This window comes from Corynebacterium amycolatum SK46, from assembly GCF_000173655.1.
GTDB lineage: Bacteria > Actinomycetota > Actinomycetes > Mycobacteriales > Mycobacteriaceae > Corynebacterium > Corynebacterium amycolatum_A.
Genome location: NZ_ABZU01000009.1, coordinates 59,074 through 72,333 on the forward strand (window position 1 = coordinate 59,074; position 13,260 = coordinate 72,333).

Sequence of the window (13,260 nt, forward strand, 5' to 3'; positions counted from 1 at the left end):
AGCGCCGAGACGAAAAATCGGCGCCACAAGCGACGCCGACTTAGCTCATATCTCCTTAATCCTCAGCGTGTTCTTCCAGCTCACGCCAGAGTTCATCATTGAAATCTGTCCACAGCGGCTTTGCCCACTCGCCGAATGCTCGATCGGTTAAAGCGATCGCCGCCCGTCCGGTTGGACGATGCAACCACAGGAACGTGCCCGCCTGCCCGAAGTGGCCTGCGACATCCTTGGGCATCGAAGCACCAAACCACAGCCCCTGTTTGGAATCGGGGTGTCCGAAGATCTCAAAGCCCAGGCCCCAATCGGCCGGACGTTGCATACCATAGCCCGGCACGACACCATTCAGGCCCGGGAACTGCACGGTCAACGCTTCGGTCACGGTATCGGGATGCAGAAGAGTCGGGGTGAAGATCTCATCGACGAAGGCCATCAAATTAGCGACGCTGCTCCGCGCGCCATGCCCTGCCGAGCCATCCAGCACGGAATCATCCATCCCCAGCGGCTCAAACACTGCCTGGCGCAGGTATTCACTAAACGGCATCTCCGCCTCAGCCGCGATTACATCGGCGATGATGTCAAAGCCCGCGGAGGAGTAAATGCGCCGCTCCCCTGGTTCTTTCTCCAGATCACGCCTGGCAAACCCCACCCCGCCGGAGTGCGCTAAGAGGTGTCGCACAGTCGCCCCGTGACCGGGTGGCGTGAGCTCTTGGTCGAGCTCCACCGCACCCTCTTCGACGGCCACAAGCATTCCCACGGCGGCTAGCAACTTGGTCACACTGGCCAGTTCAAAAACGCGACCGCTATCACCGTGGGTGTGCCAACCGCCATCGTCGGCACGCACGGCAGCCGCGACCGTGTCAACTGGCCACTGGTCAACTTGCGCAAGAACAGAGGGCTTCCAAGAAGTCATATCCTCAAGACTACGCAAGCGCGGCGGACGTGGACTTTTCGGCAGGCGCATCCGCAGACTCGTCGGCTGGCGACAGGTCGGCGTTGGCGCTGGCGTCCCACTCGTCCTTGTCCCAGATTCCCGCACGCTTTGCGACGACCAACGGGACCACGGCCTGACCGGTGACGTTCACCGCAGTGCGACCCATATCCACGATCGGCTCAACAGCCAGCAGGAGGCCGACGCCGGCAAGTGGCAGGCCAAGGGTCGACAGGGTCAGGGTCAGCATGACAGTAGCGCCGGTGGTACCAGCAGTTGCAGCCGAACCAATAACGGAGACGAAGATGATGAGCAGGTAGTCCGTGAAGTCCAACGGCACACCGTAGAACTGCGAGACGAAGATAGCCGCGATAGCCGGGTAAATGGCGGCGCAACCATCCATCTTCGTGGTGGCGCCCAGCGGTACTGCGAAGGAGGCGTACTCATCCGGTACTGCCAGACGACGGGAGACAACACGCTCAGTGACCGGCATGACGCCCATAGACGAACGGGTGAAAAAGCCGAGCGAGGTCACTGGCCAGACGCGACGGAAGAAGTCGATTGGGCTAATGCCGTGCATCTTCAGAATCACCGGGTACACGACTGCGATAACCAGGAACAGGCCAATGTAGATGGCAATGGCGAACTTGCCCAGGCTGCCGAGTGCTTCCCAACCGTACTCAGCGACCGCATGGCCGATCAGAGCCGCAGTACCGATTGGTGCCAGGCGGATGACCCACCACAGCACCTTCTGAACGATGGTCAAAAGAGAACCGGAAAACTCGATGAATGGCTCAGCCTTCGGACCGACCTTCACTGCAGCAATACCGAAGACAATGGCGATGACCAGCAGCTGCAGGACATTGAAGTTCAGCGAGCCGGAGACAGCACCATCGGTTTCGCTAATCTTCACTCCAAGGCCGAGGAAGTTCTGCGGGACAATGCTCTGCAGGAATCCCCACCACGAGCCCACGGAATCCGGTTCCTGCGCAGCCGAGGCATCGACGCCGGAGTTAACGCCCGGTTTGATGACCAAGCCAAGCACGATGGCGATGACCACCGATACAAAGGATGTGATAGCGAACCAAATAAGCGTCGAAACAGCCAGCTTGGCTGCACCTGCGACCTGGCGCAGGTTGGCAATCGACACCACAACCGCAGTGACCACCAGCGGCGGGATGAGCAGCTTCAACAGCGTGACGTAGGTACTGCCGACCTCGTCGAGCGCTGTGCGCAGCGAGGAGTCATCGCCAGTACTGCGGGCCATGAAGCCCAAAATAAGACCAATAATCAGGCCATAGACAACTTGGGCACCGAAGCCGGTCGCCCATTTGAATTTATTCACTTTTCCTCCTGGATTTTTATTTCTCTGAAAACACTTGTGCCACGCCTTATGCCGTCTGACAAATGCGTGCGACGGAATCCGAAGCCGCTGAACTCAGTCTCGAAGAGACAGACGCAGCGAGGCGGAAGCCCGAAGTGTTTAGCGACAGGAGGAAGTGGAGATTCGGCCGTAATCAAGCCAACGCCGCTTTGTGAGCATTTTCATGTTGGTCATTTCTATCTAGCAAGTCCGGTTAAGAGACAAACGATAAGACTGCCACGATTGATGTTGTGACACCAATTTCCAACACGGATCCTCACCCGAATATTCCGAATCCTTAATTCATCTTTAATTCGATTTCTCAGCCTGCCTGCGCAAGTGCAGTACCTTCAGCGAGCAGAGGAAGCCAATAGTCAACGCGCCGACAGCGGAGTACAGCGCAAACTGTGTGGCATGTGCAAACGCATTTGTCAGCGGCACCAACACACCGTCGAGAGCACCCTGCGCGCGCAGGCCAATCAGTATGGAGCCGGCGGAATCCTTCAACCCCTCCCCCATCTGTTCCAATCCTGGCGACAGCTTCGCAATCTCACGATCCAGCCCAATCGTCAGCGCCATGCCGCCGAGCGCAGCACCGAGCGCCGAACCAATCTGCCGAATTGTCGACTGCGTTGCCGATGCCTGCCCCGACAGCCGCACTGGAATATCACCAAGCACCAGCGAGGTCAGCTGCGCCGATGCCAGACCAAGCCCCAGACCGTAGACAATCAATGCAAACACAACCAGCCACAGCGGCAGGTCAACGCGCTCTTCCGCCGCCAACTGCAGCGAACCAAAGACCTCGAGCCCCAGCCCCACAATCACCACGCCGGCCGGGGTAATCCGAGCTGCCAGATGACGCGCCATGGCACCTGCGAAGAACGCACCGAGAGCCATTGCTGCCAGGACCAGGCCGGTTGCAATCGTCGATAAGCCAATCGCCGACACCAGATAGAGTGGCAGCACGAAGACCAGCGCGAACTCCCCCACCGCGACGAGCATCGCCGTGGTATTTCCCCAGCTGAACGTGGCGTAGGAGAACATCGACACGTCCAAAAGGGCGGGATCCGCGTTCTTCCGACGACGGTTTTCCCACAGCACGAAGGCGACGAGCACCACCGCACCAATCAAGAGCGTGACGACGGGTGCGGAGGGAAAAGCAAACCCTATCTTGGCGCCCTGAATGATGCCGAAGACCACGGCACCAAAGCCAATTCCCGACAGCACCAGGCCAAGGACGTCGAAACCGCCATCGCCATTGGTATCGCCTGCGGTGTTCGGCACCCAGCGCAGCGCAAGGACGAAAAGCACGACTGCGATGGGCACATTGACCCAGAAGATAGCTTCCCAACCAGCAAACTGCGTAAGCACACCACCCAGGAGCGGGCCGACCGCCGCTGCGCCGGACATGACCGCGCCCCAGATGCCGAATGCAGTGGCACGATCTTTGTTACGGAACAGTGCGTTCACGCTGGACAGTGTCGACGGCAGAATGCACGCACCACCAATGCCCTGGATGACGCGGGCTATGACCAATGGTGCCAAGGCGGTGGAAAGTGCGGCCACGACGGAGCCGACCGTGAAGATGACCAGGCCGACGAGGAAAAGCGTTCGACGGCCGAAGCGGTCACCAGCACGTCCGGAAGTTAAGAGCAGTGCAGCAAAGACGACGGAGTAGATCGTGGTAATCCACTGCGCGCCCACGATGTCGAGGCCCAGCTCCGAAATGATGGTCGGCAATGAAACACCGACGATGGTTCCGTCGAGAACAATCATGCCGAGGCCAACCGCGAGCACGAGCAACCCCCACCATCGCTGTGGCGACGCCGCGAACTCAGCGATCTGATCCTCGTTGGCGATTGCCGTAGCGGTGGTGCCCTTCACTTTCGCTGTGGCACCGGTTTGTGCGTCGGCTGAGACGTCGGCGCTGCTCAAGGAAGGTTTCGTACTCATAGGAACAATTTTAAAAATGCTCTAAGCCCGATTCATCAACCAAAAGTCGTAAATCCTCCAAATTAGTTGGATAATCTGAAGAAAAAATCACCGAAAATGCTAACGAAGCCTCTGGATATCGGCCTTTTATCAATGCACGGTGACTGATTGCTATGATGCAATGAGGCCTTGGGCGCTGATTGCTGGTTCCTTCTTTCCACTTCACAGTTCCCAAGCCTTGCCCCTATAGCTCAGTCGGTTAGAGCAGAGGACTCATAATCCTTTTGTCCCAGGTTCGAGCCCTGGTGGGGGCACTAAAAGCTCCGGGCTCTACTCACGCCCACTTACCCGACATCCGGTTGTAACAGCTGGCACACAGGGAGATGTACTTCGGCGCTTCGAGTGCCTCAATTTCCACGGTCTCACCGTCGAGGATAATGCTGCCGTCCGGATTCAACCGTGCAGTAAAAATCGCTTTCTGCCCACAGGTGCAAATTGTCTTAATTTCCTCAATGGTGTGGGCGACTTCGAGCAAGCGCTGGGAGCCCGGGAAGGCGTGGGTGCGAAAGTCGGTACGCAGGCCATAGCAGAGCACCGGGGTACCGCGAAGGGTGATGCCCAGCAACTGATCGACCTGGCCAGGGGTAAGAAACTGTGCTTCATCGATGATTAGGCAATCGTAGCCGTCGGCAAGCGAGGAAAGGTCATCGCCGTCGTGGATGAGGTGCGCGCGTTCCGCGATTCCGATGCGGGAGTGCACGTCGCCGTCAGCCAATGTATCGACGGCCGGCTTGGCAATCAACGGTCGCATGTCGCGCTCGCGGTAGTTGTGGGCGACGCGGAGGACCTCGATGGATTTTCCGCTGTTCATGGTTCCGTAGCGGAAGTACAGTTTTGCCATAGCCATTGATTGTAGGGCATCGATTCGCGGGCTCTGACGGGCGTGAGACCGGGCGGCCAACGCGGATCTGAAATCCCGACTATCCTATGTTTTTATGCAGCCGATTCCTGACCTGAATGAGAATCCAACCGTTGTTGTATGTGGCTCTATCCACCTAGATACCCTGGTCAAGGTCGATAGCGTCCCCGCCGAAGGCGGCACGCTCATCGTTGATGACGGCACTAATTCGCTAGGTGGCAAGGGGGCCAACCAGGCCGTTGCTATTGCTTACGACGGTGTTCGTGCGGTCATGGCCGGCACGGTTGGCGAGGACCGCGCCGCCGATGTCGTAGTCGAGGAGCTCAACGCACACGGCGTGGATGTCCACTCCATTCAGACTTCCTGGGATCTGCCGACCGGCAGCGCTTTTGTGGCAACGAACCGTAAGGGGCGGCCAGTCATTTTTGTCCAGCGCGGTGCCGACGCACTGACGGACCCCACCGATTTCGTCGACGAGTTCGCATCTGCAGATGTCGTGCTCGCACAGGGCGAGCTCCTCCCCGAAGCAACTGAGGCGATCGCGTCCGTCGCGTCTATGTACAACGCACGACTGGTGCTGAACCTAAACCCGGTCACAACCGTCACACCTGCGCTGATTGACCATGCTGATCCGCTGATCGTCAATATGAAGGGTGCCTGGGAGACGATTCGTCGTCTGGACATCGCCGAGGGCATCCGCGCCACCGACTACCGCGCACAGCTCGAGGCGCTACTGCAGTACTGCCCCAGCGTCGTCATGCTCCGCGGCGACAACGGCTGTCTCTTCGCACAGCACTCCGACGGCCTCGACGACGACCCGACAATCTACGAACATCCTGCGCTCAAACTGCCAGAGGAGAAGATTGTCGACGGCACCGGCTCCGGCGATGCGTTCGTCGGCACGCTCACCGCAGAGCTGGCTAAGGGCACCTCGCTTTACGACGCCGTCCCTCTGGCCACCGCAGCAGGTGCGGCAGCCGTACAGGCGGTTGGCGCATGCTCCGCGTTTGTCCGCCGCGACAAGCTGCTCGAGATGGTCGAGGCGGAGGATTTTCCCGCTATCCGCGTTTATTAGTGGTTTTCTAAGCGACGGTTCTGGGTAGGCGACGGCTTACCTTCTTACTAGAGGGCGATGCCAAACTTAGGCATCGCCACTAATCCAGCATGCTGGTGACCAGCTCTGCAATCTTCGAGCGCTCCGAGCGCTTCAGTGTGATATGCGCAAAAAGCTCGTTGCCCTTGAGCTTTTCAATCACCGCCTGCACACCGTCATGGCGGCCGACGCGCAGGTTGTCGCGCTGTGCGACGTCATGAGTGAGAATGACCCGCGAATTGCTACCAAGACGAGACAGCACCGTCAGCAGTACGTTACGCTCCAGCGACTGCGCCTCATCGACGATCACGAAGCTGTCATGCAGGCTGCGACCGCGAATGTGGGTCAGCGGCAGAACTTCCAGCATGTCGCGCGAGGCAATCTCATCCATGACATTCTCCGAGACCAGCCCCTCCAGAGTGTCGTAGACAGCCTGCGCCCACGGGTTCATCTTTTCGTCCTCACTACCGGGCAGGTAGCCAAGGTTTTGGCCACCGACCGCGTAGAGCGGACGGAACACCACGATTCGGCGGTGCAGCCCACGCTCCAACACCGACTCCAGCCCCGCACACAACGCGAGCGCCGACTTACCCGTACCGGCTCGACCACCGAGGGAGACAATTCCCACCGAGTCATCCAACAGCAGGTCGAGCGCAACACGCTGCTCCGCCGACCGCCCCTTCAGACCAAATGCCTCAGTATCGCCCCGCACAAGCTTGACGACGCCCGGGGCGCTCACTCGTGCCAGCGCAGACTGGCTACCAGCGCTGAGCTGCACACCGCAGTGCAGCGGCTGATCCTGGATCTGCTCGAGCTCAAGGAACCCATTGGCGAAAAGACGATCAATTTCCTCCGGGTCGACGTCCACTTCCACCATTCCTGAGTACCCAGTTAGAACGACGTCTTGGGCGCGGTAATCGTCGGCAGGCAAACCGACCGCACCAGCCTTAACGCGGAGCGGAATGTCCTTGGTGACCAGCACGACATCATGGCCATCGTGCTGAAGATTGAGGGCGCAAGCGAGAATGCGGTGATCGTTTTCGGCGGTGCGGAAGCCTGCGGGAAGGATGGAGGGATCAGAGTGGTTGAGCTCAATATGCATAAACCCGCCAAGATCATTGGCGGGCACAGGCCGGTCCAGGTGGCCGTAGCGGTAACGCAGCTCTTCGAGAAAACGGAGCGCTTCTCGGGCGAACCACCCCAGCTCTGGGTGGTGGCGCTTGGCCTCCAGTTCACTCACCACGACCAGTGGAAGAACAACTTGGTGCTCATCGAACTTCTTGGTGGCGTGGGGATCGGACAGCAGGACCGAGGTATCAAGCACGTAGGTACGCATGACTTCAGGCTAAAAGTCAGAGGTAGAAATTACGTGGTTGTGAGATGAATGCTTGGTTATCAGATGACCCACAATTGGTTACAGGCTCTAATCCTCAAGTTGAACCCTAAGGAAGTGGCCGAGCACCGAGCACCGCTGCCCGGCCTCTTCACTGTCTTCAGTAATGACAACTAGTCGTTGTGGCGAATCTGTCGCCCCAGCAGCTTGTGGCGAAGTGGATCAACCGCCAAGGTCACAACGCCAACTGCTACAACTCCCACGAGATACGCCAGCGCAACAACAAGTGAGCGTTGGCTAAAGGAAACTTCATACGCGCCCGAACCGAACATGACCACTCCCAACAGCGCACCCATGACAAAGCCGATGATGCTGGTCGCAAACATGGGGAAGAATGTCTGCTTGAAAGTGACCGTGCGATGGAAGGTGATTGGCGTACCAATGAAGTCCAATGCCTTTGTCAGCGAGGCCTCTTCATAGACGGCTGAGGCCTGCGTCAACACCGTCGATACCAGCAGCAGAATGAAGCCAATTACAAAGGTGATAGTCACACCGGTTGCAATATCGTGCGCGAATGTAACATCCGCAACTTCTTCAATCTTGTCTTCGCTCGGCATCATCATCGTGTACCCGAGCAGCAAGGACAGGAAAGTCATGGAACTGACTCGACGCCATGATTCCTTGGCATTAGTGGCCACTCGCCTTGTCGCCACAAAGTCGCTCGAAGTACCGAAGAAGCTGGCGATACGAGCAACCACCTGAATGAAGAAAGGCGCCACCAGGCCAATTGCCCAGACCATCAGGTACATCATTGCTGCGACACCAAGCGTGGTAGCCACGGTTCCACCCGCGATATTGGAGTTGCCTACCGCGTACAGGACGCCCGCACCGATGACAACGGCCACAATCATGCGCCATGACTTCATCGCCTTAGGCACTTCCTTGCGAGAAACACCAAGTGGCGAAATCATCACCCTTCGCAAACCGACCACAGCCGCAAAGAGCGCGAGGAGCACCACCGCTACCCAGACCAGTGGGTAGCCCCACCAGGGCAGCAACATGTCCCAGGTATCCAGGTAGTCATTGTCGAACTTGATCATCGCCCAGAATGGTGCGGTGGCAACCGACAACAACGTGCCCACCACAAGCCCAACAGCAGCCAACACGAGGGTCTCGATAACTACCATGCGTGTAACTGCCCCGTTGGAGAGACCAATCAAGCGCAGAGTTGCCAACCTCTGCTCACGTCCTGCAGCGCCAAGCACCGCCGACTGTGCCACCAGCGAAACCATTGCCGGAATCACAAACACACAGGCCACCAGCGCCAACTGCAGGTACATCTCGCCCTGGCCTTGATTCATGTAATCCTCAGGGGTTGGGTTCGGCGGCAGCTTCGGCTCAGCCTGCCAACGGCGGTAAAACATCGCCGTGCCGCCAACCACGACCAACGCCAACCACGTACTCACGGTCATAGCTACCACGGACAGTGCGGATAACCAGCCGTTTCCCGAATGCGATTCACGCCCGGCGCGTTGTAGCCGCGTGCTCAAGTCCGCTAGTGCACCGGTAGGAATTCTCTGGGGTTTCGCTGATTCAGTTACGGTGCTCACTTTGTAACCTCCGCTCCTGCCAGCATGCGATCATCGTGAATCAGGCCATCGCGGATCTCCACACGTCGACGACACCAGTCGGCCACCTTCACATCGTGAGTAACCATCACCAACGTCGTGCCGGTTTGCTCCACCAACGCAATCAGTTGCTGCATGACCTCATGACCTGTGGACTGGTCCAACGCGCCAGTCGGCTCATCAGCAAAGATGACACCTGGCTCACCGGCCATCGCGCGAGCAATGGCGACACGCTGCGCTTGACCGCCGGACATCTGTCCTGGGCGACGGCGCGTGAGGTCTGTTAGCCCCAGGCGGTTGAGGACATCGTCGGCAAGCTCGAGTGACTTTGAGCGCTTCTTGCCCTGCAGAATCATTGGCAGAGCAACGTTTTCCCTGGCAGTCAGCTCGGGAAGGAGCTGGCCATCCTGGAAAACGAAGCCGAAGTCGTGCAGGCGGAGGGCGGAGCGGTCGGCATCGGAAAGCGAATTGATCTTGGTGTCACCGAAGATGACATCGCCGTCGTCCGGCAGCAACACGCCGGACATGCAGTGCAGCAGTGTCGACTTACCAGAACCTGACGGTCCCATGACTGCAACGGTTTCGCCGGGCTCAATGGTCAGCGAAATGCCGGTGAGAACGGGAGCGGAATTGTAGGACTTAGTGATGTCACGAATACAAAGTCGTGCGTTTCTTGGGCTGTTGTTGTCTGTCATGGCACTCATTTCACTCGCACGGAGGCGTTTTCAACACCGTGCCCACTTTCCTTTTGCGGTAGTGCTAGGTCTACTATGCCGGAAATTAATTCCTCCGCACGCAGAGCTTTCGTACCATAGGAAACTATGGAGCTGAAGGATTATTTCCGCAAATATATCGGCGCGAACCGCCGCGAAAAAGCGCATAAACGCAGCTACGAGGAATCCGCCGCCGCTCGCATCGCCGAACTTACCGCTTCACGACGAACAATTGCCGAAGCCTTCGAGATTGAACGTCGCCGCATTGAAAATGACCTCCACGACGGAGCTCAGCAATATATTGTTGCGGCTTCAATGAAATTGGGCCTTGCGGAGTTAGAGGCCTCCAATACGGACAATGAGGAACTAATGCAGCTCCTGGCGGAAACGCGCGGCCATTTGGAGGATGGACTGCGGGCCCTGCGGCGAACAGTCCACGGAATTCACCCGCAGGTGTTGCGCGATCGCGGTCTGCAAGCGGCTGTTGAAGAGATTGCTGAAGGGTACGGCCCTCACGTTGTTGTGCACACTCCCTATCCCCTGCCGGAATTGGAAGAAAGTGTGCTCGCCGCGGCATATTTTTTCTGTGCAGAAGTGCTGACTAATGCGGCGAAATATGCTCCGAATGCCCCAGTTTCTGTGCTGCTCACCTCAGATCAAACACTGAATATTTCAATTACGGACCAAGGTCCAGGCGGGGCAAAATTGGGGCGCGGATTGCGGGGCATGAAAGAGCGTCTGGCCACTTTCGACGGTGCGATGACCATGCACTCTCCCGAAGGCGGACCAACGCAGGTAATAGCCAGAATTCCCTTGATGCTAAACCGCTGGGAATCGGGCATTGGAGAAATGGAAGGTGCGGAAATGGAAAGCGTGGAAATGAAAGGTGCGGAGAAGAAATGAAAATTGTCATTGCGGATGACTCGGCACTCCTGCGGGAGGGGGTCGCGGGGCTCGTCGAAAAGCGTGGACATGAAGTGATTGCGATGGTCGACACTGCCCACGGCCTGGTGGCGGACATCGATGACCGTTTTGATGACACGGGCGAGCTGCCAGACTTGGTGATTACCGATGTGCGCATGCCTCCAAAGATGAGCGATGACGGCCTGCGGGCGGCGGTCGAGTTGCGCGAGCGCTATCCGCAGCTGAATGTGATGGTGCTGTCGCAGTATGTGGCGCCGGCGTATGCGCGTGAATTGTTCTCGTCGAGCGGTGCTGGAGGTAGCGCTGGGGTTGGTACTGGGGTCGGCTCGAGTGGCAGCAGCTCGAGTGGCGGGACCGGGTATCTGCTCAAAGACCGCGTTGGCCAGGTGTTGGACTTCTTGGGTTCGCTCGAAGTTGTCGCCGGTGGTGGCGTGGTGATTGACCCTGATGTGGCGACGGCATTGATGCAGTCCGGCAAATCAGGGCTAGCCAGTTTGACGGCGCGCGAACGCGAAGTGCTCGAGCTGATGGCACGTGGCAAGTCGAATAAGCAGATTGCCGATGACCTCGTGCTTTCCGGGGCGGCAGTGGCGAAACACGTGTCCAATATCTTTATGAAGCTGCATCTGGAGCCCGGGGAGGAAAACCGCCGTGTGCGGGCAATTTTGGAATTTCTCACGGCGACGTCGGGGCAGATTTAGGGTCGGCAGCAATCGCATCTCTCGCAAAGGCGATGAAAAAATAAGTGTTGATTGTGGCACGAGTCACAAATTAAAGTTGGCTCGTACGTTTGTTGTTTCCCTATCGAAAGGACGTGTCTACATGACTGTTTACGCCAACCCCGGCACCCTCGATGCAATCTTCACATACAAGGAGCAGTACGAGAATTTCATCGACGGTAAGTGGACACCTCCAGTAGACGGGCAATACATGGACAACTCCACCCCGGTCACGGGCGAGGTTTTCTGCCGGGTTCCGCGGTCTAACGAGAAAGACATTGAGCTCGCCCTCGACGCCGCACACAAAGCGAAGGACTCTTGGGCCTCGGTTCCTGCGGCCGAGCGGGCGCTAATCCTCCACCGCATCGCGGACCGTCTGGAGGAAAACCTTGAGAAGATTGCCGTCGCCGAGACCTGGGAGAACGGCAAGGCCATCCGCGAGACCCTCGCCGCTGACATCCCGCTCGCAATCGACCACTTCCGCTACTTCGCCGGCGCCACCCGCACGCAGGAGGGGCGCATCTCGCAGATCGACGACAACACGGTCGCCTACCACTTCCACGAGCCACTCGGCGTCGTCGGCCAGATCATCCCGTGGAACTTCCCCCTCCTGATGGCCGCTTGGAAGATCGCCCCGGCCCTCGCTGCCGGCAACTGCATCGTGCTCAAGCCTGCAGAGCAGACCCCCGCGTCGATCCTCATGCTCACCGAGATCATCGCCGATCTGCTTCCGGACGGCGTCCTCAACATCGTCAATGGCCTCGGCACCGAGGCCGGTGCTGCGCTGACCGCAAGCGACCGGATCTCCAAGATTGCGTTCACCGGATCGACTGCCGTTGGCCAGATGATCAATAAGGCAGTGTCCGACAAGATTATTCCAATCACGCTGGAGCTCGGCGGCAAGTCCCCATCCATCTTCTTCCCCGACGTCATGGACACCGACGACGCGTTCCGCGAGAAGTGCATCGAGGGCCTGGCCATGTTCGCGCTTAATCAAGGCGAGGTCTGCACCTGCCCGTCGCGAGCCCTGGTCCACGAAGACATTGCTGATGAGTTCCTGAAGCTCGCGGTCGAGCGCGTCAAGCAGATTAAGACCGGCAACCCGCTGGACACGTCGGTACAGATGGGCGCCCAGGCCTCCCAGGAGCAGCTGGACAAAATCTCCGGCTACTTGGAGTCCGGACCGAAGGAGGGCGCGGAGGTTCTCACCGGCGGCAACGTCGCCAAGCTCGAAGGGCTGGAGGGAGGCTACTACGTCGAGCCGACAATCTTTAAGGGCAACAACTCGATGCGTTTCTTCCGCGAGGAGATCTTCGGCCCGGTCCTGGCCGTGACAACCTTCAAGACTCTGGACGAGGCTCTCGAGATTGCCAACGACACCATCTACGGCCTTGGCGCCGGTGTGTGGAGCCGCAACCAGAACAACGCCTACCGCGCTGCCCGCGGCATCCAGGCCGGCCGCGTGTGGGTGAATAACTACCACAGCTACCCTGCTCACGCAGCCTTCGGCGGTTACAAGCAGTCCGGTATCGGCCGCGAGAACCACTTGATGATGCTCGAGCACTACCAGGAGACCAAGTGCATGCTCGTCTCTTACGACGAGAACCCGACTGGCCTGTTCTAAAGAATCCACCCCCTCTGGGCTGGGCAATCTTTCGATTCCGATTCACGCCCGATGAAGGTGGCGACGATTGCCCTTGCCCCCCCC

11 protein-coding genes and 1 tRNA gene are annotated in these 13,260 nt (G+C 58.5%); 5 read left to right on the forward strand and 7 right to left on the reverse strand.

Translation table 11 applies throughout. The features are described 5' to 3' along the window. Positions 1 to 55: 55 nt before the first annotated feature. The 3 genes from CORAM0001_RS07055 to CORAM0001_RS07065 form a co-directional block, all read right to left on the reverse strand. A complete protein-coding gene (locus CORAM0001_RS07055) occupies positions 56 to 910 on the reverse strand; it encodes a serine hydrolase domain-containing protein (RefSeq protein ID WP_005510991.1) in 855 nt (284 codons plus the stop codon). Positions 911 to 920: 10 nt separating this feature from the next. After that, a complete protein-coding gene (locus CORAM0001_RS07060) occupies positions 921 to 2,273 on the reverse strand; it encodes a dicarboxylate/amino acid:cation symporter (RefSeq protein WP_005511009.1) in 1,353 nt (450 codons plus the stop codon). 327 nt (positions 2,274 to 2,600) lie between these two features. Continuing rightward, on the reverse strand, positions 2,601 to 4,244 hold the full coding sequence (locus CORAM0001_RS07065) for a DHA2 family efflux MFS transporter permease subunit (protein WP_100066810.1): 1,644 nt from the start codon (positions 4,242 to 4,244) through the stop codon (positions 2,601 to 2,603). 219 nt (positions 4,245 to 4,463) lie between these two features. Between CORAM0001_RS07065 and CORAM0001_RS07070 the strand changes: the two genes are divergently transcribed. After that, positions 4,464 to 4,537: transfer RNA gene (locus CORAM0001_RS07070), tRNA-Ile, on the forward strand. Positions 4,538 to 4,557: 20 nt separating this feature from the next. Here CORAM0001_RS07070 and CORAM0001_RS07075 read toward each other — a convergent pair. Beyond that, positions 4,558 to 5,124, reverse strand: a complete 567-nt coding sequence (locus CORAM0001_RS07075; protein ID WP_040361499.1) for a thymidine kinase — start codon at positions 5,122 to 5,124, stop codon at positions 4,558 to 4,560. A gap of 94 nt (positions 5,125 to 5,218) precedes the next feature. On the opposite strand from CORAM0001_RS07075, the gene CORAM0001_RS07080 reads away from it, so the two are divergent. After that, complete coding sequence (locus tag CORAM0001_RS07080; protein WP_005511007.1) at positions 5,219 to 6,217, forward strand: PfkB family carbohydrate kinase; 999 nt, start codon at positions 5,219 to 5,221, stop codon at positions 6,215 to 6,217. Positions 6,218 to 6,296: 79 nt separating this feature from the next. Here CORAM0001_RS07080 and phoH2 read toward each other — a convergent pair whose 3' ends face one another. From phoH2 to CORAM0001_RS07095, 3 genes are all read right to left on the reverse strand, one after another. Further along, complete coding sequence (gene phoH2 / locus CORAM0001_RS07085) at positions 6,297 to 7,571, reverse strand: RNA 5'-3' helicase PhoH2 (protein ID WP_005511083.1); 1,275 nt, start codon at positions 7,569 to 7,571, stop codon at positions 6,297 to 6,299. A 170-nt stretch (positions 7,572 to 7,741) separates the two neighbouring features. Further along, a complete protein-coding gene (locus CORAM0001_RS07090) occupies positions 7,742 to 9,178 on the reverse strand; it encodes an FtsX-like permease family protein (RefSeq protein WP_005511058.1) in 1,437 nt (478 codons plus the stop codon). After that, entirely contained in the window at positions 9,175 to 9,891 is a 717-nt protein-coding gene (locus CORAM0001_RS07095; protein WP_005510994.1) for an ABC transporter ATP-binding protein, read from the reverse strand. The genes CORAM0001_RS07090 and CORAM0001_RS07095 overlap by 4 nt, the downstream gene beginning before the upstream one ends. A 126-nt stretch (positions 9,892 to 10,017) precedes the next feature. Between CORAM0001_RS07095 and CORAM0001_RS07100 the strand changes: the two genes are divergently transcribed. The 3 genes from CORAM0001_RS07100 to exaC all read left to right on the forward strand — a co-directional run bounded on the left by CORAM0001_RS07100 (position 10,018) and on the right by exaC (position 13,176). Continuing rightward, complete coding sequence (locus CORAM0001_RS07100) at positions 10,018 to 10,812, forward strand: sensor histidine kinase (protein ID WP_005511005.1); 795 nt, start codon at positions 10,018 to 10,020, stop codon at positions 10,810 to 10,812. Further along, entirely contained in the window at positions 10,809 to 11,534 is a 726-nt protein-coding gene (locus CORAM0001_RS07105) for a LuxR C-terminal-related transcriptional regulator (RefSeq protein WP_005511017.1), read from the forward strand. Before CORAM0001_RS07100 ends, CORAM0001_RS07105 begins: the two co-directional genes overlap by 4 nt. Before the next feature lie 121 nt (positions 11,535 to 11,655). Next, positions 11,656 to 13,176: an acetaldehyde dehydrogenase ExaC gene (exaC, locus tag CORAM0001_RS07110; RefSeq protein WP_005511030.1), complete on the forward strand. Its 1,521-nt coding sequence runs from the start codon at positions 11,656 to 11,658 to the stop codon at positions 13,174 to 13,176. Positions 13,177 to 13,260: the final 84 nt, after the last annotated feature.